Annotated in this window: 19 protein-coding genes and 2 tRNA genes; 14 read left to right on the forward strand and 7 right to left on the reverse strand. The window is 49.0% G+C overall.

Annotated features, from left to right (window positions below):
• The first annotated feature begins 281 nt into the window (after positions 1-281).
• The 10 genes from E4T81_RS09885 to E4T81_RS09930 all read left to right on the forward strand — a co-directional run bounded on the left by E4T81_RS09885 (position 282) and on the right by E4T81_RS09930 (position 13883).
• Complete coding sequence (locus E4T81_RS09885) at positions 282-1871, forward strand: DUF6377 domain-containing protein (RefSeq protein ID WP_135044075.1); 1590 nt, start codon at positions 282-284, stop codon at positions 1869-1871.
• Positions 1872-1926: 55 nt separating this feature from the next.
• On the forward strand, positions 1927-2673 hold the full coding sequence (locus E4T81_RS09890; RefSeq protein WP_135044077.1) for a nitroreductase family protein: 747 nt from the start codon (positions 1927-1929) through the stop codon (positions 2671-2673).
• A gap of 322 nt (positions 2674-2995) precedes the next feature.
• Positions 2996-4774: a HAMP domain-containing sensor histidine kinase gene (locus E4T81_RS09895; RefSeq protein WP_167761836.1), complete on the forward strand. Its 1779-nt coding sequence runs from the start codon at positions 2996-2998 to the stop codon at positions 4772-4774.
• A 169-nt stretch (positions 4775-4943) separates the two neighbouring features.
• A complete protein-coding gene (gene carA / locus E4T81_RS09900) occupies positions 4944-6014 on the forward strand; it encodes a glutamine-hydrolyzing carbamoyl-phosphate synthase small subunit (protein WP_135044081.1) in 1071 nt (356 codons plus the stop codon).
• 21 nt (positions 6015-6035) lie between these two features.
• Entirely contained in the window at positions 6036-9266 is a 3231-nt protein-coding gene (gene carB / locus E4T81_RS09905; protein ID WP_135044083.1) for a carbamoyl-phosphate synthase (glutamine-hydrolyzing) large subunit, read from the forward strand.
• A gap of 59 nt (positions 9267-9325) precedes the next feature.
• Positions 9326-9400 (forward strand) — tRNA-Pro (locus tag E4T81_RS09910).
• 222 nt (positions 9401-9622) lie between these two features.
• On the forward strand, positions 9623-10864 hold the full coding sequence (locus tag E4T81_RS09915; protein ID WP_135044085.1) for a carboxypeptidase-like regulatory domain-containing protein: 1242 nt from the start codon (positions 9623-9625) through the stop codon (positions 10862-10864).
• A 94-nt stretch (positions 10865-10958) separates the two neighbouring features.
• A complete protein-coding gene (locus E4T81_RS09920; RefSeq protein WP_135044087.1) occupies positions 10959-11657 on the forward strand; it encodes an acetylxylan esterase in 699 nt (232 codons plus the stop codon).
• A gap of 5 nt (positions 11658-11662) precedes the next feature.
• Positions 11663-13114 carry a family 43 glycosylhydrolase gene (locus E4T81_RS09925; RefSeq protein WP_371683044.1) on the forward strand — a complete coding sequence of 484 codons (1452 nt, stop codon included), beginning with the start codon at positions 11663-11665 and terminating at the stop codon, positions 13112-13114.
• 82 nt (positions 13115-13196) lie between these two features.
• Positions 13197-13883, forward strand: a complete 687-nt coding sequence (locus E4T81_RS09930) for a hypothetical protein (RefSeq protein WP_135044091.1) — start codon at positions 13197-13199, stop codon at positions 13881-13883.
• Here the strand turns inward: E4T81_RS09930 and E4T81_RS09935 are convergent.
• From E4T81_RS09935 to pyrE, 7 genes are all read right to left on the reverse strand, one after another.
• Positions 13863-14618, reverse strand: a complete 756-nt coding sequence (locus E4T81_RS09935; protein ID WP_135044093.1) for a lipopolysaccharide kinase InaA family protein — start codon at positions 14616-14618, stop codon at positions 13863-13865. The genes E4T81_RS09930 and E4T81_RS09935 overlap by 21 nt on opposite strands.
• A 57-nt stretch (positions 14619-14675) precedes the next feature.
• Positions 14676-14759 (reverse strand) — tRNA-Leu (locus tag E4T81_RS09940).
• A 113-nt stretch (positions 14760-14872) separates the two neighbouring features.
• On the reverse strand, positions 14873-15367 hold the full coding sequence (locus E4T81_RS09945) for a hypothetical protein (RefSeq protein ID WP_135044095.1): 495 nt from the start codon (positions 15365-15367) through the stop codon (positions 14873-14875).
• Complete coding sequence (locus E4T81_RS09950; RefSeq protein WP_245207054.1) at positions 15364-16380, reverse strand: aldo/keto reductase; 1017 nt, start codon at positions 16378-16380, stop codon at positions 15364-15366. The genes E4T81_RS09945 and E4T81_RS09950 overlap by 4 nt, the downstream gene beginning before the upstream one ends.
• 3 nt (positions 16381-16383) lie before the next feature.
• Positions 16384-17727, reverse strand: coding sequence for an argininosuccinate lyase (argH, locus tag E4T81_RS09955; protein ID WP_135044097.1), 1344 nt, complete (start codon positions 17725-17727; stop codon positions 16384-16386).
• Positions 17728-17766: 39 nt separating this feature from the next.
• Entirely contained in the window at positions 17767-18192 is a 426-nt protein-coding gene (locus E4T81_RS09960; protein ID WP_135044099.1) for a hypothetical protein, read from the reverse strand.
• Positions 18193-18209: 17 nt separating this feature from the next.
• Positions 18210-18860 carry an orotate phosphoribosyltransferase gene (pyrE, locus tag E4T81_RS09965; protein WP_135044101.1) on the reverse strand — a complete coding sequence of 217 codons (651 nt, stop codon included), beginning with the start codon at positions 18858-18860 and terminating at the stop codon, positions 18210-18212.
• 131 nt (positions 18861-18991) lie between these two features.
• Between pyrE and ilvA the strand changes: the two genes are divergently transcribed.
• The 4 genes from ilvA (at position 18992) to E4T81_RS09985 (ending at position 26019) form a co-directional block, all read left to right on the forward strand.
• The gene (gene ilvA, locus E4T81_RS09970; protein ID WP_135044356.1) at positions 18992-20188 is read left to right on the forward strand and encodes a threonine ammonia-lyase; all 1197 of its coding nucleotides are present in this window, start codon (positions 18992-18994) and stop codon (positions 20186-20188) included.
• A 139-nt stretch (positions 20189-20327) separates the two neighbouring features.
• The gene (locus tag E4T81_RS09975; RefSeq protein WP_135044103.1) at positions 20328-21797 is read left to right on the forward strand and encodes a TolC family protein; all 1470 of its coding nucleotides are present in this window, start codon (positions 20328-20330) and stop codon (positions 21795-21797) included.
• Positions 21798-21822: 25 nt separating this feature from the next.
• Positions 21823-22866 carry an efflux RND transporter periplasmic adaptor subunit gene (locus tag E4T81_RS09980; protein ID WP_371683045.1) on the forward strand — a complete coding sequence of 348 codons (1044 nt, stop codon included), beginning with the start codon at positions 21823-21825 and terminating at the stop codon, positions 22864-22866.
• Positions 22867-22887: 21 nt separating this feature from the next.
• Positions 22888-26019, forward strand: a complete 3132-nt coding sequence (locus E4T81_RS09985; RefSeq protein WP_135044105.1) for an efflux RND transporter permease subunit — start codon at positions 22888-22890, stop codon at positions 26017-26019.
• The last annotated feature ends 1 nt before the right edge of the window (position 26020 follow it).

Genomic DNA, 26020 nt, shown 5'->3' on the forward strand with positions numbered 1-26020 from the left:
TATATGGGGAAAGTTACAACATCCCTTTGTATTTTTTGAGAATCCATTAAATAATGCATTGGTTGGTGCCTGTAACTATCTGTCTGTAAGTATTGCTTTGGGGGAAAAGCATGTTTTGGACTGTCTGTATTGTCATGTTTGAGTTAAGCTTGCTAATGTAATAGAGCTGGTCGCGGAGATGAACAAAGAAGATGGCAAAGCAAAAAAAATAGAGCTTCTTTGGCAATATTCCGTGAAAAATGGCTATATTTACAACCAATAAATGATAAACCGGTGAAATTGTGAAAAAGTGTGTTGCTATCCTTTTGCTGTCGATATTGTCAGTGTCAGGCCTCAGGCTTGGTGCTGCGCTTGATGTTAATGCGCCGGATGTGGAGAGTGAGCTTGAGCGGGTAGACAATGAGCTTGTCCGTCGTCATATATATCTGAAACGCCGCAGTTCTATGATTGATTCGCTCAATCGTCTTATCGTGGAGCTCCCTCGTCGCGATGTGCGCCGCCTTGACTTGATAATGCAGCTTGGCGACTGCTATACCGGTTATCTTACAGACTCTGCGATAGTAAACTATGAGCGAGGCGAAATGCTGTCCAACAGGCTCGGCGAGCGTGACATGGCAATGAACTTCAGGCTCAAGCGTATTGCCGTGCTGCCGGTTGCCGGTCTTGGCGCAATGGCGGTGGAGATGTTTGAGTCTATTCCTATCGACTCGTTGAATCCCGAGTTGCGTCTTGTGGCTCTTGAATCAGGCCGACAGATGTACAGCTATCAGGCTTCCTTTTTTGTCAATTACCGTGACGAGTATGACAGCTGGCTTGACAAGTCGATTGAGATACAGCGTCAGCTTGTCGACGAGCTGCCGGCCGGGTCGGAAAAATTTCTGCTTAACCAGGGTGAATACTTTTTCCTGACCGGAAAGCCTTCGGAGGCAAGGGCGGTGTTGCTTGATCTTCTTGACTCAATTCCGGGAAATACAAATATAGCCGCTCGCGCTTCCCACATAATAAGCCGTATATCAAAAAATCGCGGAGACACTGACTCTCATCTCTTTTATCTCGCAAAGTCGGCTGTCGCCGATATTCAGAGCGCCACGCGCGAGATGGTGTCGCTGCAGGAGCTTGGCATCGCTCTTTATGACCGGGAAGAGATAGGGCGGTTCTATGATTACCTGTCGGTCGCGCTCGCTTATGCTGTCGAGTGTAATGCGTCGATGCGTATGTTGCAGACATCGGAGGCGCTGCCTGTGATTGCCGCGGCTTACCGGGATTCTTTGACGCTTAGCCGGCGAAGGCTTTACTTCGCGATAGTGGCGATGTCGCTTCTGCTTGTCGCGGTAATAGCTATTCTTGTCAAATTGCGCAAGGAAATGTCTCATATGGAGAAGCTCCAGATGGTGCTTGCCAATGCCAACCGCGTGAAGGAGATGTATATGAGCCAGTTTCTGAACCTGTGTACGATATACATGAACAAGCTGAACCAGTTTTGTAAGATTGCGGAGCGCAAGATCTCGACCGGCCATGCCGACGACCTTTACAAGATGACCAAGTCAGGGCGTTTTGTCGAAGAGCAGAGCCAGGAGTTTTACGATACATTTGACAGGGCCTTTCTTCATATTTATCCTACATTTGTCGCCGATGTCAATTCGCTTCTGAAGCCCGATGAAATAATCGTGCTGAAAGATGGCGAGCTGCTTAACACCGACCTGCGTATACTGGCGTTTATGAGGCTCGGGGTGGAGGAAAGCATCAGGATAGCGCAAGTGCTTAACTATTCGGTACATACAATCTATGCTTATCGCAACCGACTGAAGAACCGGGCAATCGACCGGGAGAATTTTGAATCGGATATAATGAAAATCGGGTCTCTCGGGTGAACAAATTAAGTGGTAGGGATGTTAATTAACAGAATCGATTAATTCACATCGCTACATGAAAGATATAAAGTCAACATTACTTGAACGACGCAGCATCCGTCGCTACGAGAGAGAGGATATTCCCGCCGAGTCTTTGGATTTTATCTATGAGGCTATCCGTAACACGCCTACAAGCTACAACGGACAGCAGTTTTCTGTGATTGATGTGGATGACCAGTCGGTTAAAGAGAAAATTTATGAACTTACCGGACAGAAACAGGTTAAGACTTGTCGTCATTTCTTTCTGTTTTGTGCCGATTATAATAAGATTACCGAGATTGCCGAAGCCAAGTCGATTGAATTGCCGGGCTTTCCGCTTACCGCCGACGGGGTGATTGTCGGGGTGGTGGATGCTACTCTTGCGATGATGAATGCACTTACAGCTGCCGAGGCATGCGGTCTCGGAACATGCCCTATCGGATATGCCAGAACGGCTGCGCCTGACGCTATCGCAAGATTGATGAAGCTTCCGCCGAAGGTGTTTGTCGTGTGTGGTCTTGCAATAGGAGTGCCCAGGGAAATGCCTGATATAAAGCCCAAGCAGCCTAAAGAACTGATGATTTTTAAGAATCGTTACAGGGAAGACAGTATGTTGCCTGACTTGATGGCATATGATAAAGAAATAACGAAATATAACGCCACGCGTTCCGGCACAAAGACCGATAATGACTGGGCGGAACACATTATATCTTACTATCGGGAGGCGATGTCATACAATACGCTTGACGCATTGCGCCGTAGGGGATTTGATGTGAGGTTCTGACAAGCAAATGATGTTGCCGGAGTCTGCACATGCGCCGGCATCGGGTCTTTCACCCAAGGAGATAACGCTCTCTTTTTAACCAAAAAGTGTTAATTAACAAAAATAATCAAATACACAAGCCGCTTTTTGTAAAATTAATACTAATTTTGCGCATCATTGTTATCCTATGCGTAAAAATTGGCGAATTAGATTGTTTGGTTGCAAGATTGCGCTACAGCACTTGTTATTGTCGTTGCTATTAGTATTATTGCCCTTTGGAGCCAATGCCGGACAAGGCAAAGGCGTACTTGTCATTACTTCTTATAATCCGGATACTCAATCCATGGCGTCTACATTGTCAGCATTTGTGGATGCTTTTGAACGCTTAGGCTCTGACCCTGACAAGATTGTCGTCGAGAGTCTGAACTGTCTTGCCTATTCTGAGGCAAAGACGTGGAAAGAGCGTATGGCGGCGATATTGGTAAAGCATACAGGCGACAATGAGCCCGGAGTGGTGGTAGTGCTCGGTCAAGAGGCATGGAGCGCGTTTCTCTCACAGGAAAATCCTGAATATAAGAAGATGCCGGTAATCTGTGGCATGGTGAGCCGCAATACTATACTGACTCCTCCCGATTCCGTCGATTTGGACAGGTGGATGCCGGAGTCAAAAGATATACTAAAGGATTTTCCCGATTTTAACATAGTAGGCGGCTATGCTTACCAATATCGCCTATATGAGAATATCGGACTTGTTAAAAAACTGTTCCCGTTTACCCGTGAGCTTGTATTTCTGTCCGACAACAGTTTCGGAGGAGTGAACATGCAGGCGTTTGTGAAGTCGGAGATGGCAGAATATCCTGAATATTCATTTTCTTTCCTTGACGGCAGGGTGCAGTCGCTTGTTGAGGTGAGCGGACGCCTTGCCGGGCTGTCGCCTCATTGTGTGTTGTTGTGTGGCACCTGGCGTGTGGGGCCTTCGGATGATTTCGTGTTGAAAAGCACTACTTATGTGTTGCGCGATGCCAATATCGACTTGCCGGCATTCACGATTTCTTCAATCGGTCTCGGTCACTGGGTGCTTGGCGGCTATGTGCCCGATTACCACAATCTCGGTGCTGAGCTTGCACAGGAGTGTCTTGATTATCTGCAGTCGGGAGGTAAGACTGTAATGGGGGTGCGTCTTGTCGACGGCAAATATCTTTTTGACGGTACTCGACTTGAACAGCTTGAAATCGATGAGACTCTTCTGCCAGCAGGATCGGAGATAATTAATGTGCCGGAGACTTTCTGGAGCGAGTATAAGAAGGTGATTATAGCCACCGGCATAGTGATTTTGTTCTTAATCGGAGGTCTTACGGTAGCGGTGATACACATACGCCGCATAAGGAAATATCGCAGGTTGCTTGAAGCCAAGAGCCAAGAGCTTGCCAAGGCTAAGGATGTGGCAGAAAAAGCGAGTGAGATGAAGACGACTTTTATCCAGAATATAAATCACGAGATACGCACTCCGTTGAATGCCATTGTCGGTTTTGCCCAGGTATTCGCCAATGCCAACGTCGGTCCTATGAAAAAATACGCCTCGATAATCGAGCGTAACAGCAATGACCTTTTGAAACTGATAGGAGATGTGGTCGAACTTTCCAACCTTGATTCGGGAGAGACCGACGACACGCCTCAGCCTGTGGTGATGTCGGAGCTTTGCAGCACCGCCTTGCGGCAGGTGGAGTCTAAAATCAATGACGACGTGGAGTTTGTGATGATACCTCTGGCCGATGACCGTCCGCGTATGATGTATCGCCACTTGGTGGAGCTTGTCATTGTCAATCTTCTTCATAACGCGTTTAAATTCACAATCAGCGGTACGGTCACGCTGCAGTGTGACATCCTGCCCGGAGGCAAGAAGATGAGGGTCACCGTCACCGACACGGGTTATGGCATACCTGCCGACAAGCGTGACATTATATTTGAACGTTTCACCAAGCTTGACGAATTTAAGCAGGGCGGCGGACTCGGATTGGCGATATGCCGCACGGTCGCCAACCGTCTTGGCGGTGTGGTCACGATTGATCCCGACTATACCACCGGTAGTAAATTTATATTTGTATTTCCTCTGCTTGACTGACATATACCGCTTCCCTAAAGGTGAAATGATGCTAAAATGACGCTGATTTGAGAATTTTGGTGGCATCGTGACAGTCAATACCGAAATAATTACTAACTTTGCACGGTTTTCACGATAGAAAGCCTGTGAATTGTTATAATTATTATTCCACCATCATATTTTCTATCGTATGCGCGAGATAAAAAAAGCAAGACTTATACTTGAGGACGGCACAGTCTTTGAAGGAAAGTCATTCGGCTATGATTCATCGACAGCAGGTGAGGTAGTGTTTAACACAGCGATGACCGGATATCCGGAAAGCCTTACCGACCCTTCTTATGAGGGACAGATTCTTGTCACCACTTACCCCATACTTGGTAATTACGGAGTCCCGCCTTGCCGGGAAAAGGATGATGTAAGCGAGTATTACGAAAGCGAACACATCCATTGCAAGGCTATAGTGGCACAGGATTATTCCTGGGACCATAGCCACTGGCAGGCTGACCGTTCGCTTGCCGACTGGCTTAAAGAAGAGAAAATCGCGGGTATATACGGGGTTGACACCCGTGCCCTCACAAAGCATCTTCGCGAGCATGGGTCTATGCTTGGCAAAATCATTGTAGATGGTGCTGACGATGTGCCGTTTTACGACCCTAACGCTGAAAATCTTGTCGCCAAGGTGAGCTGTAAGCGTGTTGAGGTTCACGGTGAAGGTCCCAAGACCGTAGTGCTGGTCGACTGTGGCGTGAAACACAATATCATACGCTGTCTCACGCGTCGTGGGGTAAAGGTGATACGCGTGCCCTGGGATTATGATTTCACGTCGATTCCTTACGACGGATTGTTTATCTCCAATGGTCCCGGAAATCCCGATATGGCGGAAAAGACTGTTGAAAATATAAGAAAGGCTATCGAGATAGGTAAGCCCATATGCGGTATCTGCATGGGAAATCAGCTTCTGTCAAAAGCAGCCGGGGCTAAGACCTATAAACTCTCTTACGGTCATCGCAGTCATAATCAGCCTGTGCGCCGCGTCGGTACTGATAAATGCTATATCACCTCTCAGAATCATGGATTTGCTGTCGACAGCGCGACTCTTCCTGATGAGTGGGAACCGTTGTTTGTCAATATGAATGACGGTACTAACGAGGGTATACGGCATAAGACAAAACCATTCTTCTCCGCGCAGTTTCATCCAGAGGCTTCTTCCGGGCCGAAAGACACGGAATTTCTCTTCGATGAGTTCATTAATATGTTATAACATCAGGCAAAACAGCAAGATATGAATCAAGATTCAATAAAGAAAGTGTTGCTCCTCGGTAGCGGAGCTTTGAAAATTGGCGAGGCCGGTGAGTTTGACTACTCCGGCTCTCAGGCTCTCAAGGCGATGAAAGAGGAGGGCATAGAGACTGTGCTTATCAACCCCAATATCGCTACGGTACAGACATCTGAAGGTTTTGCCGACAAGATTTACTTCCTTCCGGTGACACCTTATTTCGTAGAGAAGGTGATTGAGAAGGAGCGTCCCGAAGGAATCATGCTCGCATTTGGCGGACAGACGGCGCTTAACTGTGGTGTGGCGCTGTATGAAAGCGGAGTGCTTGAAAAGTATGACGTAAAGGTGCTCGGTACTCCCGTGAGGGCAATTATGGATACCGAGGATCGCGAACTGTTTGTAAAGAAGCTTGACCAGATAAATGTAAAGACAATTAAAAGCGAGGCTGTGAGCAACGTTCACGATGCGATTGCCGCCGCCAATAATCTCGGTTATCCTGTCATTGTCCGTGCGGCTTATGCGCTTGGTGGACTTGGCAGCGGTTTCTGTGATGACGAGCAGCAGCTTGTCGCTCTGGTGGAGAAAGCTCTTGCTTTTTCTCCGCAGGTGCTTGTGGAGAAGTCGCTTAAAGGCTGGAAAGAGGTGGAGTATGAAGTGGTGCGCGACAGATTTGACAATTGCATCACTGTATGTAACATGGAAAATTTTGACCCGCTCGGCATCCACACCGGTGAGTCAATCGTCGTCGCTCCGTCGCAGACTCTCTCTAATGAGGATTACCACTATCTGCGTAAGCTTGCCATAAAGATTATACGCCACATCGGAATTGTCGGTGAGTGTAATGTGCAGTATGCTTTTGACCCCGCATCAATGGATTACCGCGTCATAGAGGTCAACGCCCGATTGTCGCGTTCTTCAGCGCTTGCGTCGAAGGCTACAGGCTATCCGCTTGCTTTTGTCGCCGCAAAGCTCGGTCTGGGATACGGACTGTTTGACCTTAAAAATTCTGTGACAAAGGAGACTTCAGCTTTCTTTGAACCGGCACTTGATTATATCGTTGTCAAGATTCCGCGCTGGGACCTCGGTAAGTTTCACGGTGTGAAGCGTGAAATCGGCTCTTCGATGAAGTCGGTAGGTGAGGTGATGTCAATCGGAAGGACTTTTGAGGAGGCTATCCAGAAGGGCCTGCGCATGATAGGGCAGGGCATGCATGGCTTCGTTGAAAATAAGGAGCTGAAGATTGCTGATATTGACCATGCCTTGACTGATCCTACTGACAAGCGCATATTTGTAATATCCAAGGCCATGCGTGGCGGATATTCGGTTGAGCGTATCCATGAACTTACAAAGATTGACAGGTGGTTTCTCCACAAGCTGTATAATATAGTGATGACTGCCGACGAGATGGAGACCTATAGTGAGCCGTCTCAGTTGCCCGTGTCATTATTGCGTCAGGCAAAGGAACAGGGATTCAGTGACTTCCAGATTGCGCGAGCTTTATATAAAGAGTCGCTGACCGATGTGGAGGGTGCGGTGGCTGAGATACGCTCTATGCGTAAATCACTCGGTATTGTGCCTGTTGTCAAGCAGATTGACACTCTTGGCGCTGAATATCCCGCGATGACCAATTATCTGTATCTTACTTACAATGGAGCCGCCAACGATGTGGAGTATCTTCACGACCATCGTTCGATAGTGGTGCTTGGCTCGGGTGCTTACCGCATCGGTAGCTCTGTGGAGTTTGACTGGTGTTCGGTCAACGCTCTCATGACCGTAAAGCGTGAGGGATGGCGCTCGGTGATGATTAACTATAACCCGGAGACGGTCTCTACTGACTATGACATGTGTGACCGCCTCTATTTTGATGAGCTTACTTATGAGCGCGTCATGGACATTCTCGACCTTGAGCAGCCTCACGGCGTGATTCTGTCGGTAGGAGGTCAGATACCTAACAACCTTGCGACTCGTCTTGACGACGCCGGTGTCCCGATACTCGGCACTTCGGCTAAATCGATTGACAACGCCGAGGACCGTCACAAATTTTCTGCGATGCTTGACCGTATAGGCGTCGACCAGCCGAGATGGCGCGAGCTGACCTCGTTTGACGACATCAACAAGTTTATCGATGAGGTGGGATTTCCTGTGCTTGTGCGTCCGAGCTACGTGCTTTCGGGAGCGGCGATGAATGTGTGCAGCAATAATGAAGAGCTTGAACGCTTCCTGCGTCTTGCCGCCAATGTCTCCAAGCAGCATCCTGTCGTCGTTACTGAGTTTATTCAGAACGCCAAGGAGATTGAGATGGATGCCGTGGCTCAGAATGGCGAGATTAAGGTGTATGCTATATCGGAGCATATCGAGTTTGCCGGAGTTCATTCCGGTGACGCCACCATCCAGTTCCCGCCGCAGAAACTTTATGTGGAGACTATACGCCGCATAAAGAAAGTGAGCCAGAAGATAGCCAAGGCTCTCGACATTTCAGGCCCGTTTAATATTCAGTTCCTTGCCAAAAACAATGACATCAAGGTAATTGAATGTAACCTGAGGGCTTCGCGTTCATTCCCGTTTGTCAGCAAGGTGCTGAAGCTTAACTTTATTGATATCGCCACTCGCGTGATGCTCGGTCATGATGTGGAGAAACCTCATAAAAATGCCTTTGACCTTGATTATGTCGGCATAAAGGCATCGCAGTTCTCATTCTCGCGTCTGCAGGGCGCCGATCCTGTGCTTGGTGTCGATATGTCGTCGACCGGCGAGGTGGGATGTATCGGTGCTGACACTGACGAGGCTATCCTCAAGGCGATGCTTTCTGTAGGAATGCGTATTCCTTCAAAGGGAAAGGGCGTATTGCTCTCTACCGGTACGGCTAAACAGAAAGCGGCAATGCTTGACGCCGCCCACGAGCTTCACAATTCAGGCTATAGCCTGTATGCTACCGGAGGAACCCACCAGTTCCTTACCGACAATGGAATACCGGCGATAAAGGTCTACTGGCCGAGCCAGCCTGACATGGAGCCTCAGGCGCTTACCTTGCTCCATAATAAGGAAGTGGATCTGGTAGTGAATATCCCCAAGAATCTGTCGGAGACTGAGCTTACAAACGGTTATCGCATACGTCGTGCGGCTATTGACCTCAATGTGCCGTTGTTGACCAATGCCCGTCTTGCCTCGGCGTTTATCAACGCCTTTACCCGGCTCACTCTTGATGATATCGAAATTCGTAGCTGGGATGAATATTAATCTGCGATAATTTGCAGGTTAAGAAAAAATGTGCTAACTTTGCCCTCGCTTTTAGCAATCGGGGCGTAGCGCAGTCCGGTTAGCGCACCTGCTTTGGGAGCAGGGGGTCGCGAGTTCGAATCCCGCCACCCCGACTTAAATAAAAGGTTGAATTTTAGATTAAATTCTAAGATTCAACCTTTTGTTATACTATAACCTTTAAATATGATTTAATTATGTTATAAAATACTATTGTTAGGTTTGGATTATTAGCTTTTACTTACTTTTGTGTTGATAATTTAAACCGTGGAATGGAACGAGGAGATTGCAGAATCACATTATGCCGATTGAAAAGACTGTGTGTCATTTTGGTTATTATGACAGTTGGCAGTTGGACGTCGGTAGAGGCGCTTGCAGGTGAGACGCGCACCATAGTCATCGACTCTATATCGGGCGAACCTCTTGGCGGTGCATCGGTATTTGACAGAAAAGGCGGGATGCTTGGCACATGTTCGCCGAAAGGGGCATTGCCATTTGTGCCGGCAGGAGCCTATCCCGTCACGGTAAGATGCCTGGGCTATGCCGAGAGGGTGATTGACAGCGGGGCGGAGGCGGAGGTCAGATTAAAGGAACTGTCGCGTGAGTTGCCGGAAGTGGTTGTTGACGCTCGCAGAAATGAAGTGTTGCACATGCTTGCTTATGTTAGGGAATACTCTACGCTGTCCACCTATACTGACACCGTAATTTTATATCGTGACAAGTGGGTTGACTTCATGTTGCCGCAAAGGGGTAAGAAAAAGTTTAAGGGATGGCGTATGCCTCGTGTATTATCGTCGAAGTCTTATTACCGTTTCACCAACGGCAGTGGCATGGACAGCGTAAGCGACCGTTTCAACCAGCATTTTTCATGGTCTGACTGGGTAGGCGTGGTTGACCGGGTGCCGGTTCCGCCGCGGTTGATTGATTCCTGCAATGCTGTCGACACAGTGTTTGGCAAGTACAGCCCTACTGAGACTTGGCGTAAGAAAGGCAATGATGTGTCGCTGGATGTGAATGTGCTTGCCGATACTGTAAGTCGGCACTGGATGCCCGATATGTCGCTTTTCTTCAGAAACAATATTGATTTTGAGTGTGTAAAGGTCAGATACCGGTTTACTGACGCTCTGGTGTCAGATTACTTGTCGGCAAGTGGCCTGACAGGAATTTCGGTCAATATAGAGTCAAACGGCAGGGGACGCGATATGTTTCAGTTCAACCGCCGTGACGAACCGTTTTTTGTGTCTACATATGCCGAGATTTATTTTGCCGACAAAGAATATGTAAGTCTGAAAGAAGCTAAAGAGTGGGAAAAATTCAGTTTCAATCAGATTGATTTCGGTCTGTTGCCGCTCCCCGATGAAGTGCCGGAATTACAACCCGATATAGCCGGTCTGATTGCCAGGGTTGGCAATATAGATCATGACGGTCTGCGTATAGCTACCGAGCCCGACCGTCGGCTTGCAGGCTTGGACCTCACTCCGCTTACTCTTAAACAGCGGATATTGAAGCGTCTGAAAGGACTTGCTGCCAGAGTAGGCTCTGGTGGAGGTACTTATAACAACAGTTATAATAGCCGGTGATTTTCTCGCGTGGCTTTTTATGGATGCCTTTTGTGAATTGACTGTTAATTATTATCTTTGTGTAATAATATTTTAGTTAAAAACAGAGGTAACCATGACACATTTTCACATGAAGTCATTGCAAGCGTTTTTCCTGCTTGTAATGACCGGAATTTCAGGCTTTGCGGCAAAACCGGCATTGCCCGGAACAATGAATAATTATTTCGGACAAACGGTTGCCGAGGATTCGGTGCCTGACAAAGAGGGGTTTATCAGAAGATGGCTTCTACTGGAGCCGATTGAAAAGCCCAATCGTAGTAATACAGTGTTTACTGACAGCTATTTGAGAGAAGTATTCACGACTCCTTATTTCAAAGGGCAATTTACCGATGTGCCTGATGATGGAGCTTCCGTAAAAGTAGACGGAAAGCGACTGAGGTGGCACTCGCTTGACAGCAAGCTGTTTAATGTGAAACTCTTCCGCTTTGCATCCAATCTTGACAAACCTGTCTATGGGGTGCTTTTCTGGGCCGTCACTGTCATCGACTGTAAGGAGGAGATAAAGGATGTGCGTCTTGCCGTCGGCTCCAACTCTGCGTCAATGTGGTGGATTGACGGTGAGGAGGTGCTCTTGTTGTCGGGTGACAGGCGCATGGTTGCAGATGACGCCATGTCAAAGAGAATCACCCTTAAAAAGGGACGTAATGTTATAAGGGGTGCAATAATAAATGGTCCCGGTATGAGTGATTTCTGTGTGCGCTTTGTCGATGGCAACGGTGTGCCTGTGACTGATTATACAATTGAAAAACTATGATTGAGATGAATATCAAAACTATACTCAGGATGTCAAGCGTGGCGGCAATGCTTTCAGGTGCTTTGGCTGTGACCGCGCAGATTGGTGAACCATATATACATGACCCTTCGACGGTGATGGAATGTGATGGAAAGTATTATACGTTTGGTACAGGTGGCGGCGGACTTATTTCTGACGACGGCTGGTCGTGGCATGGCGGCGCGGTGCGTCCGGGCAGAGGTGCCGCACCCGACGCTGTGAAAATAGGCGACCGCTATCTTGTTGCTTATAGCGCTACAGGCGGCGGTCTTGGCGGTTCTCACAAAGGTTCTGTACTGACGATGTGGAATAAGACTCTTGACCCGGAGTCGCCCGACTTTGCCTATTCCGAACCTGTAGAAGTGGCGTGGTCGGAAGATGGCGATGACTGTGACGCAATTGACGCCGGGCTTCTTCTTGACCCTGTTGACGGGAGACTATGGCTTTCCTATGGCACATATTTCGGGTTTATACGTCTTGTGGAGCTTGATCCTGTTACAGGCGGAAGGATTGAGGGAAACGAGCCGGTAGATATCGCCATCGACTGTGAGGCTACCGACCTTATGTATCGTGACGGATGGTATTATCTGCTGGGAACTCACGGCACTTGTTGCGACGGTCCCAACTCGACTTATAATATAGTAGTGGGCAGGTCACGTAATGTGACGGGACCATATCTTGACAAGCTCGGCAGGGATATGCTGAAAGGGGGCGGCAAGATGGTAATCGCGGCTCGCGACAACATGACCGGCGCAGGACACTTCGGCCGTTACATAGAAGATGAGGGCGTTGAGAAAATGTCATGTCATTTTGAGGCCGATTTCAACCGTGGAGGCATGAGTGTGCTTGCATTTTATCCGTTGCTATGGAATGACGGATGGCCTGTTGCAGGTGAGCGGTTTGTTGACGGAACTTACGAGATAGAGTCGGAGCGCAGAGGCTATGCGCTTGAGCTTTGTGTTGACTTTCAGCGCATGGAGGGCGGTAAACACCGGTTCTGGGAGCCTGTTTCAGAGCCGCTGCTTCCTCTAACGCCGCTGACTCTTGATGATGTGAAAGGCTCATGGAGCGACGGGGATATAAATGTGCGTATAGGTGACTACATGTTTCGTCCTCATCAGAAATGGACTATTACTGCCGTGCCTGAGGCCGGAGGCTATCTCACATCGCCATATTATAAGATTACTATAGAAGGTACTGACAGGGCTCTTGCCGCGACTTCTGACGCCGAGGTGATTACCGTACCGCATTTTACGGGTAGTCCTGAACAGCTATGGCGCATCGAGCAGCTTGTCGACGGAACATTCCGCATAATGCCTAAAGAGGTGCCGGGATGTGATCGGGTACTGGTGCTCACATCAATTGCCGACAGCACTCCTACGCTTGAAGAGTATGACTTCAATTCCGACAATTGTAAGTGGCGTTTCCGCAAGCCGTGACGTGAACTGACAGGTGAATATGTAACACCCTGCAACAAAGTGAAGTTGCGGGGTGTTATATTTTGGTAAAAACACTCTACTTATGATTACTAAATCTTTAAAACGGATTATTGCCGTGATTGGCGGTGTCACATTGTTGGCCGCCTCTCAGCACGTGAACGCGCAGTATTATGAAATCGCCAATCAGCTTCCGGGAATCATCTCTCCGGCTATTTCAGGCTCTATGAATTACAAAGGATTTATCGAGCTGTCGGGAGTGGCGGGACTTGGCGACAACCGCGCCAATATCATCGGGGTCACTACTTCTCAAGGATTTCAGTATTCATCCTGGTTTTTCATGGGAGCGGGTGTCGGAGTGGAGGTTGCCATGACTAATACCGATGTCCCTTCTGATGACAGTGACCGTCCGGTCTATTGGCGTCATTCAAGTGCCGATACAAAGGTGATGATTCCTGTATTTTCCGATTTCCGCTTTAATTTTGGTAATTCGGGAGGGGTCTCATTCTTCGCCGATGTAAAACTTGGCGCGCTGTGGCTTATGGGCAACAGCTATCTTAGGTTGCAACATGGATGCATGACGGGCGACGCGCAGTTTTATTGTAAGCCGGCGATAGGAGTGAGGGTACCGGTCAGCACTGTAAATCCACGTCAGGCTGTGAACATCGGAGTCGTATATGAGCTTATTACGTCAAACAATAATTACAATTACTGGAGTGACAATACTGTGACTCTTAACGGTCTTGGCGTGTCACTTTCTTTTGAATGGTAAGAGAAGGCGTTTGAGTTTATATTTCCTTTCACGCCTGCGCTCAAATCGGCTCAGCATCTCTAACACTTTTGTTTCGGTCTCCCGAGTGTCCCATCCCCGCAATAAGGCATATTCCCGTGCAATAAATCCGAGCAGGTCACGCCTGTGGGTAAGGCGCATGATGTTTGCCATACATTCTTTCTTGGAAACGGGTGTGCCGAATTTCGTGCGGTTGGTGTCAATGAGAGTAAACCGCTGACTTGCGCCGTCTGCGTGATATAATATATTGGTGAGGTTAGGGTCTCCATGTAGCACTCCTTTCTCATGAAGCGAGGCAATAAACTGGGCTACTTCACGAGCAAGAGTCCTGTCAAAGTCTTGTGTCTCTACGAGCAGGGGGAATAACGGCAGGTCGTAGGTGCGCTCCGAAATAAAGTAACTGTCGCTTAGCAATCCTGACTTTTTGATTTCGATATATGCTATGGGCGCCGGAGTTGATATTCCCATCTCAAGCATGCGCATGGCAAAGCTATAGGCGCGCATAGCCTTTCCGCTACAGAAAGTGCTGTATGCTACACGTTGAATGAGGTTGGGGCGCTTATAGCGTTTGACGACAAGGTCGGTTTCGTTGTGACGCAATATCTTTACGATATTGCGTTTATGGTATATCTCGATGCCGCTTTCTCCAAACACATCCGGTATCGACGATATATAATCGTTCAACCTGTCATAAGCCTTGTTTACTATAACTTTCATGCTTGTATAATGAAAGAGGGAAGTTGTGTCGGCAGTGACTCAACTTCCCCGGGATTGTACCTGAAGCGGGACTCGAACCCGCACAGCCGTAATGGCCAAGGGATTTTAAGTCCCTCGTGTCTACCATTCCACCATTCAGGCAGCTCTACGCCGCAGGGCCTTTAGGCGTGACAAAGTTAGCAAGTAATTTCGGATTGTGCAAGAGTGACACGATGATTTTAGGACGCAGAAGGCAATATTGGAGAACGTGTGGACTAAAATACGATATTATAGCCGCCGGTCACAGCGGGCAGTACCCTGTAACGCCGGAGCCCGTATTTTCTGTCGTAAGCTACACCTGAAACGGCACTCCCTTGATATTCACATACATTGTAGACCGAGCCACATTCCGGACAGCGTGCTTCAAGGTTGTCCGGGTTAAATCGGACTCTTACGGTTGGACTTACCTCTACCGGGCAGGCAAGGTCGTAGGCGAGAGGGGAGTTGGAAAGGTCGGTTACAAGCAATATGCCGCCAAAGCCTGTAAAGGTCATTGCCGTGAAGGGGAAATCGGCGGGTATGCGGTCGTTTTTGATGAATATACGAGACTGTCCGAGTCCGTGTACACCGTAAATATCCCAATAACCTGGATTGCTGAGCTCTACATTTACACTCACGGCCGGAATACGCTCGTCATTGACCTCTCCGCAGGCAGCGGCTCCAATCAAGAGTGCAGCCGCCATCATTATATTGGCAATAAAGCGCGTCATGTGTTTAGGATTGTGTTGATTGCCTCTTTTTCATCATTGCTGAAGCGGGTGTCGCTTACAGCAGGGAGAAGAGTGGACAATTGTTCCATTGTGCGCGGACCGATAATAACAGAAGCCGTCATCGGCTCGTCAAGAAGCCAAGCCACAGCCATCTGGGCGAGCGATTGATTGCGGTCGGCCGCTATCGCGTCAAGCTTTTTCAGCTTAGCAACGAGTTCAGGCGTTATATCAGTGTGGCTCAGGTGCTTGCCGTTTGCCGCGCGTGAATAGTCGGGAATCCCGTTCAGATACTTGTCGGTCAGCAATCCTTGCTGCAGCGGACTGAAAGCTGTGTAGCCTACGCCGTATGATTCAAGGAGTACACGCCGCTCGTCGGTGAGATTATTGACAAGCATGTTGGACTTGTCTTGATAGACGATACATGGAGTTCTTGCCTCTCTCAGATAGGAGAGAGCCTCGGCGAGTTTATCAGCGGGATATTTCGACAGTCCTACGTAAAGAGCCTTGCCGGCTCTTACGATGTCAACGAGCGCCTGCATTGTTTCCTCGACAGGTGTCACTCCGTCGTAGCGGTGGGAATAAAATATGTCGACATAATCTATGCCCATGCGGGTCAGCGAGTCGTCTATTGAGGTCATGAGCATCTTGCGCGACGAGCCGTCGCCGCAGGGACCTTCCCACATGTCATGTCCTGCTTTGCTGGTGATAACCATTTCCCGGCGGTGGGTGTGCATGGAGCGGGAAATGATGCGCCCCATCATCTCCTCGGCGGCGCCAAACGGCGGCCCATAATTATTGGCGAGGTCAAAGGTTGTTATGCCGTGGTCGAAGGCATATGTGACACGCTCGTGACATGATGCAAATGTCTCGTCCTCGCCAAAATTCCACCAGAATCCGAGCGAAAGCGCTGAAAGGCAAAGCCCGGAGCGCCCACACCGGCGGTAAGGCATCCTTCCGTCATATCGTGACGGGTCGGCTACATATTGTTTACGGGGTTCCGGCTTTAACTGCATGGCTCACTTTTTATCAAGCAGCATCGCGAAGGCGCGGTGATATGTGTCGAAGTTAAATCCGGCAAGCGTCTTGTCATATAACGCTCTTATCTTGTCATTGCAGAGATTGCCGATTGATCCTTCGTGGGTGTGGTGTACTTCCTTTGCCACATCAAATTTGCCGGCTTCTATCTCCAGACCCACCTTCTTGTATGCGTCGCGAAACGGCATGCCCTCCAGGGTAAGGCGATTCACTTCCTCTACCGAAAACATCAGCCTGTAACGGTCATCGTCCACGATTGACCGGTTTACGGTTATCTGAGATACCATGGCGGTGACCATGTCCAGAATCGAGATTATGTCGTCAAAAGCGGGCAGGAAATTTTCTTTTACAAGTTGCAGGTCACGGAAATATCCCGAGGGCAAGTTGTTGGTTATGAGTGTAATCTCATATGGCAATGCCTGTAGCTTGTTGCACTTGGCGCGTGTCAGTTCAAACACATCGGGATTCTTCTTGTGGGGCATTATCGACGACCCGGTTGTAAACTCGTCGGGAAGCTTGATGAATCCGAAGTTTTGTGAATTGAAAAGACATGCGTCATAGGCAAGTTTGCCTACAGTTGCCGCCACACTTGCAAGAGCCTGAGCCACTATGCGCTCTGTCTTGCCACGTCCCATCTGCGCATACACGACATTATAGTCCATGCTGTCAAAACCGAGCAGGTTGGTTGTCATGGTGCGGTTGAGGGGAAATGACGAGCCGTAGCCTGCCGCCGAGCCGAGAGGATTGCGGTTGGTTATCCCGTAGGCTGCGAGCAACACAGTCAAGTCATCGGCGAGCGACTCTGCATAAGCCCCAAACCATAGTCCGAAAGAAGAAGGCATCGCGACCTGAAGATGGGTATATCCGGGCAGAATCACGTCCTTATAGCGGTCGCTCTGTTCAAGCAGGGCGTTAAAGAGGCGTGTCATCGCTTCGGTCACATCTTCTATTCTCGACCTGATAAACAGTTTCAGGTCGACCAGCACCTGGTCGTTACGGGAGCGGCCGGAATGAATTTTCTTGCCGGTGTCACCAAGGCGGCGGGTAAGCATCAGCTCAACCTGAGAGTGTACATCCTCGATGTCATCCTCTATAGTGAACTCGTTTCTGCTGATTATGTCATAAATCTTGCGGAGCTCGGCTGTAAGTGAGCCGAGTTCATCGGCTGTGAGCAGTCCGATTGATTCAAGCATTTTTATGTGGGCAAGCGAGCCGAGCACATCATAGGGTGCAAGATAGAGGTCCATCTCGCGGTCACGTCCTACAGTATAGGATTCTACGTTGTGATCCACAGTAGTGGATTTCTCCCAGAGTTTTGAAGCCATGAAGTCAGTCTTTTGGTTCTTTTGCTTAGGCGGTGTCTGCTATTTGACGAAGGCGAGATTTTTAATCATGTCGCCAAATTTTTCAGCTGCCTCCTGTAGCTTGGGCCCTACCATAGGACGCAGCATCGCGGGCATTTCCACGTCGATTGACGTGATAACCTCGGTAGTGTCGGCATCCTTTTCATTTAGATTTACTGACAGGACGATAGGTACCGGCGCATTCTCGGCAGTAAGGGCAAGCCGCTTTGCCGGAACGCGTTCAGTCACTCTCAATGTCATGTCGCCCATAGGCGCTGCATTGATTACTATAGTGTCTTCGGTGAATGTCACCGATCCTATCTTGGCCTTTACTTCCTCGGGAAGCTGGTTGATGCGCTCCTGAAATGTGTCAAGGCTGCTTATGCGGTCAAATACTGTTGATGCGGGCATTGCCACATCAACAGGCTTGCTTGAATATGTCGTCATAGATGATTTCGCGTGTATTAGTCTGCATTAGTAGCGTTGGGTACCCAGTTGGCGGGGTCTTTGCGCCATTCGCGGAGAGTGTCAAGGTCCTGCTCTTTGATATAGTTGGTCTCAAGAGCCGCTTCGAGCATTGAGTTGTAGTTGCTGAGTGTGATCAGCTTTACTCCTGCCTCGCTGAAGCGCTTTACGGCCACGGGGAATCCATAAGTGAATATGGCAGCCATGCCGACCACTTCGCAGCCCGCGTTACGGATTGCCTCCACTGCCTTGAGGCTGCTGCCTCCGGTAGAGATGAGGTCTTCAATCACTACTACTTTCTGTCCGGGCTTGAGGTTACCCTCTATAAGGTTTTCAAGACCGTGGTCTTTGGGGGTCGAGCGTACATATACATAGGGAAGTCCGAGAGTGTCGGCTACAAGCGCGCCTTGCGCGATTGCTCCTGTGGCGACTCCGGCGATTGCGTCGGGTGCCTCAAAGTTTTCCATAATTACGCGGCAGAGCTCCACTTTGATAAAGTTGCGCAGCTCGGGATATGACAGTGTCTTGCGGTTGTCAGTGTATATAGGTGAGTTCCAGCCTGAAGCCCAAACGAAAGGAATATCGGGTTGCAATTTGATTGCTGAGATTTTTAATAATTTTTCGGCAACGAGACTTTCTAACTTTTTCATCTTGAATTGTATTTGGAATTAATCGCTGCAAAGATAGTGTATGTGAGACAAATTACCAATAAAAACATGGTAAATTATAAAGAATAATTGCTACTTTTGCAATGTAAATTGAATGAAATATGTCTGAAGAAATTCTTGCATTGAGTGACATATACAGGGCGGCGCATGTATTGAAAGGCGTTGTCCGTCACACAGAGCTTATAAGCGCCCCTAAGATTAATCCCGAGAGCGAGGTGTATCTTAAACCTGAGTGTCTGCAACATACCGGCTCGTTTAAGCTGCGCGGTGCCTATTATAAGATTTCGCAGCTTTCTCCCGAGGAAAAGTCTCACGGTGTAATAGCCTGTTCGGCAGGTAACCACGCCCAGGGAGTGGCTCTCGGAGCAAAAGCTAATGGAATCAAGTCGATAATATGTCTGCCTGAAGGCGCCCCTATCTCCAAGGTGGAGGCGACAAAGAAGTATGGTGCCGAGGTGTGCCTCGTGCCGGGAGTGTATGATGATGCTTATAAGCGCGCTCTTGAGATGCGTGACGAGCATGGCTATACTTTCGTGCATCCCTTTAATGACCCCTTGGTGATTGCAGGGCAGGGCACTATCGGGCTTGAGATTCTTGACGAGATGCCTGATGTCGAGGCGGTGATAGTGCCGGTCGGCGGCGGCGGTCTCATATCAGGAGTGGCGTTTGCGATAAAGGCAGTGCGCCCCGATGTGAAAATCTACGGAGTTCAGTCTGCCGGCGCGCCAAGTATGGTGGAGTCGCTTAAAAATGACCGTATCGAGTGTCTTGCAAATGTGTCGACCGTAGCCGACGGTATTTCGGTAAAGGAGCCCGGAAATAACACCTTTGAACTGTGTCGCAAATATGTCGATGAGATTGTGACCGTCAGCGATGATGAGATTTCAGCCGCGATTCTTGCCATGATGGAGCAGGAAAAGCTTGTCGCCGAGGGTGCGGGTGCGGTTGCCGTTGCCGCTGCGATGTTCAATAAGGTGCCCATAAAGGGTAAGCGCACTGTGTGTCTTGTCTCGGGCGGCAACATCGATGTCACTATTTTGAGTCGTGTCATCAACCGTGGTCTCATAAAGAGCGGACGAAACTATGCGGTCAATATCGACCTCTTTGACAAGCCAGGTGTGCTTGCCGATGTGAGCCGTGTAATCGGTGAGCTTGGCGGTAATATTATCTCCGTGACTCATGAACGTATCAGTGTAGATACCCCGATTACGAGTTGCTCGTTGAGGCTCGTTATGGAAACCCGTAATCATGAGCATATTGATATTATACGCAAGGGTCTCCTTGATGCGGGTTATAAGATACTGAAATAGTATAAAATCTGGATTTTAGAAGAATTTATATTCCAAAAAGGATAATCTGTTGTCCTTTTTGGGATATTGTTTATATATGATTTGCACAGAGAGGATATAAATCGTAAGTTTGTTTCAATATTATCACAAAATACATCACATGAAATATCGTATTGTTGTTTCCGGTTTGTCGGTTCTTGGATTGTGCTTTGGTTCGCTTGCAATGGCTCAGGACTTACCTGCTGACACTCTTACATTGTCGCTTGACCAATGTATAGCGGTCGCGCTGTCGGAAAATCCGTCGGTAAAGGTCGCTGACATGGAGGTCACCCGCGTGGATTATGCCAAGAAGGAGACTATCGGTCAGCTGTTGCCGACAATAAATTTCGGCGGCAATTATAACCGCATGATTGCCAAGCAGGTTGCATATATGAATATGGACGGCTTCGGCTCTATGATGGGCGGCGGTTCGGAAAATCCGGGCGGCGACGGGGAAGAGTCCGGTGCCGGGTCCTCGTCAAGAGCTTCAGACGGAGCGTCGGGAGGCGGTAAAAACAGTGGCATAAAGATGGGACTTGACAATAGCTATCAGGTCGGTTTCAGCGCATCGCTTCCGTTGATTGCTCCTCAGTTGTGGGCGTCGCTAAAATTGAGCGACAGCCAGATTTTGCAGAATGTCGAGGCTGCAAGAGCGTCGCGACTTTCTCTCGTCAATCAAGTAAAATCGGCTTATTATACTCTTCTTCTTGCCGAGGACAGCCACCGGGTGATTCAGGAGAATTACGACAACGCAGTATTTAATCATAAGATATATGAGAAGAAATTTCAGGTAGGAACGGCTTCTGAATATGAAGTGCTGCGCTCGTCGGTACAGGTGAAAAATGTCGAGCCGGAACTGCTCCAGGCTGAAATCGCTATCAAGCAGGCACGCCTGCAGCTGGCGATTCTCATGGGCGTGGATGCCGCTAATGTAATCGAGGCTTCTACCTCGTTGTCTGATTATGAGGGTGACATGTATGAGAAGACACTGTCGCTTGAGACCGGCTCTATCGAGGGGAATACCGACCTCCGCAGCCTTGACCTTCAGACTCGCACACTGCGCAATGCGCTGTCAATACAGAAGATGTCATGGTATCCGACCCTTGCGCTTACTGCAAGCTATAACTGGACATCCTCTTCCAATGGTAATCCTCTCCGTAATTTCCGCTGGGATCCCTATTCGGTAGTGGGCTTGTCGTTGAACTTCCCGATTTTTGAGGGCGGTCAGCGTTATCACAAGATTAAGCAGGCGCGTATCCAGGTCGACGAGATGGCGTGGCAGCGTGAAAACCTTGAGCGTTCTATAAGGATGCAGGTTGAGCTTGCCGTTGACAATATCCAGAAAAATGTAAGGCAGATTGCAAGCAACTCTGAAAGCGTAGCCCAGGCTGTGAAAGCTCATGAAATAATGGAAAAATCATTTGAAATCGGTGCGGCGAGCTACCTTGACCTGCGTGATTCCGAGCTCGCGCTTACTCAGGCGAGGCTCGTATATTACCAGGCGATATATAATTACCTTGTCGCAAACAGCGAGCTTGAGCTTCTGCTTGGAAATGCCGACCTTGAAAAATATAAGAATTTAGCAGAATAATAACACCAATCCATACACTTAGATTATGTCAGTCAGAATATTCAGCACCGCCGGAGCAACTGTTATGCTCGGTGCGTTGATGGTTGCCACGCTTTCTTCTTGTGGCGGAAAAAGTGATAAAGATGCCGTTGCCGAGGATGTCGATGAGCGTCCCAACGTAGAGATATTAAAGGTTCATGAGCAGGAGGTGGGGCAGATTGTTTCATATACTGCGACAGTCGAGGCATATAAGACCAACAATATAACCACTTCTACTCCTAACCGCATAAAGTCGATACTTGTCGATGTCGGGTCAAAAGTGGCAAAAGGGCAGAGGCTTGTCGTGCTTGATGATGTTAATATCGACCAGTTGAAGGTCAGGCTCGACAATACGGAGCGTGACTACAACCGTGCGCTCGAGCTGTATAACATAGGCGGTGGCACAAAGCAGGCTGTCGACCAGATGAAGACCGAGCTTGACGCGGCGCGCCGTCAATATGACAACCAGCTTGAAAACACATTCCTCGTCTCTCCGATTGCCGGTGTGGTGACTGCCCGTAATTATGACCCGGGCGACATGACCGCACAGCTTCCTATCCTTACCGTGGAGCAGCTGCAGCCGGTGAAAATACTGATAAATGTGAGCGAGAGTGAGTTCACGAAAGTACATAAAGGCATGAAGGTCGATGTATACCTCGACGTGTATGGCGACGAACGCTTTGAAGGGGTGGTGGAGCTTATACATCCTACGATTGACCCTGCTACACGCACTTTTACCGTCGAGGTAAATATTGCCAACAGAGATGAGCGCATACGTCCGGGCATGTTTGCAAGGGTGGTGATGAATTTCGGAACAGAAAACCGTGTAGTGGTGCCTGACCGCGCAATCGTGAAGCAGACCGGGTCGGGCGAGAAATTCGTATATGTCTACAAAGACGGCAAGGTTTCGTTCAACAATGTGAAAGTGGGTCAGCGCCTTGGCGACACCTATGAGCTTCTGTCAGGCGTGGAAAATGGTTCGGAGGTTGTTATCTCCGGTCAGTCGCGTCTTGCCAACGGCATGGAAGTGAATGTGATAAATGAAAAGTAATAAATCAATCATACTGTAACAATGAGTTTATATGCAAATGCGGTAAAGCGCCCTATCATGACCACGCTCTGTTTTGTAGCCGTGGTCATCCTGGGTCTGTTCTCGCTTTCAACATTGCCGATTGACCTTTATCCCGATGTCGAGACCAATACCATCATGGTGATGACCTCTTATGCGGGTGCGAGTGCTCCGGACATAGAGCAGAATGTGACGCGTCCGCTGGAAAACAGTCTTAATGCGGTCAACGACCTGAAGCACATCACTTCAAAATCACGTGAAAACATATCGGTGATAACTCTTGAATTTGAATATGGAGAGGATATTGATGTGCTGACCAATGATGTCCGTGACAAGCTTGACATGGTGAAGAGCCAGCTCCCCGATGCCGCTGAAAATCCTATAATATTCAAGTTCAGCTCCGACATGATTCCTATCGTGATGCTTTCGGTTCAGGCAAAGGAGAGCATGCCGGGTCTTTACAAGATTCTGGATGAAAATGTGGCAAACCCGCTTGCGCGAATCAGCGGTGTCGGTTCTGTCTCGATTTCAGGTGCGCCTAAACGTGAGGTACACATTTATGTCGACCCGCAGCGTCTCGAGGCTTATAATCTTTCGGTAGAGACTATCTCTGCGCTGATTGCCGCTGAAAACCGAAATATTCCGGGTGGCTCGTTTGACATCGGTAGTGATACTTATTCCCTGCGTGTCCAGGGTGAGTTCTCGTCTACCGACCATCTGAAGGACCTTGTTGTGGCTTCACAAGGTGGAAAAAATATCTATCTGCGTGATGTGGCGCGTATCGAGGATACTTTGGAGGAGCGCGCACAGGAGACATTCAACAATGGAGAGCAGGGTGCGATGATTATCGTGCAAAAGCAGTCGGGAGCCAATTCAGTGCAGATTTCGGAAGAAGTGATGAAGATGCTTCCGTCGTTGCAACGTCGATTGCCCTCCGACGTAAAGCTTGGCGTTATTGTCGACACTTCCGACAATATCCGTAACACAATCGCCTCGCTTGTCGAGACTGTGCTTTATGCTCTCTTGTTTGTGATAATAGTCGTGTTTGCGTTCCTCGGGCGATGGAGGGCCACACTCATCATCACGATTACTATACCTATTTCGCTTATAGCCTCGTTTATCTATCTTGCTGTCACGGGCAATTCGCTTAATATCGTGTCGCTGTCGGCGCTCTCGATTTCAATCGGTATGGTGGTCGACGACGCGATTGTGGTGCTTGAAAATGTCACCACCCACATCGAGCGCGGTTCTGACCCGCGTCAGGCTGCCGTTCATGGCACTAACGAGGTCGCTGTGTCGGTTATAGCCTCAACGCTTACACTTATAGCCGTGTTTTTCCCGCTTACGCTTGTTACGGGAATGACAGGAGTCCTCTTCCGTCAGCTCGGATGGATGGTGACAATAATGATGATTATTTCGACCGTGTGTGCGCTTTCTCTCACACCGATGCTCTGCTCGCAGCTTTTACGCAAGGATGTCAAGCATGGAAAGATGTTTATCCTGCTTTATACGCCGGTGCGTAAGGCGCTCGATGCGTTTGACAGCGGTTATGCGTGGCTGCTTTCCAAGGTGGTCGGGCACAAGACTGTCACCATCGTGATATGTCTTGCCACTTTTGTCGGCTCGCTGTTTTTGATGAAGAGCGTGGGCACAGAGTTTTTCCCTGTAGCTGACGATGCGCGCCTGTCGGTCAACCTTGAACTCCCTATCGGTACACGCGTGGAGATTGCCAAAGATGCGATGACGCGCCTTTATGCCGAGTGGAGAGAGAAGTATCCGGAGATTATGGTGATGAACTATACTACCGGTTCGGCTTCGAGTGACAATACGTTCGCTTCACTACGCGATAACGGCACACATATCATCTCCGCCAATATACGCCTCCTTGACCCGGGTGACCGTGAAAGAGGCATTACAGAGATTGCCGCGCTGATGCGTAAGGACCTGCTGCACTATCCGGAGTTCCGCAAGGCGCAGGTCACTGTGGGTGGCGGAATGGGTATGGGCGGTCAGTCACAGCTTGATTATGAAGTCTACGGCTATGACTTTACCGAGACCGATACCGTTGCACAGAGACTTGTAAGGCTGTTGTCGGGTATAAAGGGAACTGCCGACGTGCGCGTCTCCCGCTCTGATTACCAGCCTGAATACCAAGTGGATTTTGACCGAGAGAAACTTGCCTTGTACGGGCTTAATCTACAGACAGCCGCGACTTATCTGCGTAACCGCATCAACGGTTCTCTCGCCTCTCTCTATCGTGAGGACGGAGAGGAATATGACATAAAAGTAATGTATGCTCCCGAAAAGCGTACCTCTCTTCAGGATATTGAGAACATCCTTATATATTCACCGACCGGACAGGCTGTGAGGATAAAGGATGTGGGAGAAGTCGTCGAGCGCTTCACACCGCCTACAATCGAGCGTAAGGACCGCCAGCGTATCATCACCGTCAGTGCGGTGGTTGCCGATGTGCCTATGAGCGAAATTGTGGAGAAGGCACAGGTCGAGATTGACAAGATGGAGCTTCCGTCGGGTATCAGTATAAACATAGCCGGTAGCTATGAGGACCAGCAGGATTCATTCCGTGACCTGCTGATGCTTGCGGCGCTTATTGTGATTCTTGTCTACATCGTGATGGCGGCTCAGTTTGAGAGCTATACTTATCCGGGCATCATCATGACCTCGCTCCTCTTTGCATTTGCGGGTGTGTTCATAATCCTTTGGCTGTCGGGTCACACATTGAATATAATGTCAATGATCGGTGCGATTATGCTTATCGGTATAGTCGTGAAAAACGGTATCGTGCTTATCGACTACATCTCGCTCAACCGTGAACGAGGCATGTCGATTACCAAGGCGGTTATCACGGGTGGTAAGTCGCGTCTTCGTCCTGTGGTGATGACTACGCTCACCACCATCCTCGGTATGGTCCCGATGGCGTGTGGCACAGGTCAGGGAGCAGAGATGTGGCGTCCTATGGGTACTGCGGTCATCGGCGGTCTTACATTCTCCACGATACTCACCCTATTGTTTGTTCCGGCTCTTTATTGTATCTTTGCCTACAATGGTGTAAGACGCAACCGCAAGAAGATGCGGAAAATTGTGGTTGACGACAACCGTATTGTTAAATCTTAGA

Origin of the sequence: Barnesiella sp. WM24 (genome assembly GCF_004570975.1) — a bacterium.
GTDB lineage: Bacteria > Bacteroidota > Bacteroidia > Bacteroidales > Muribaculaceae > Muribaculum.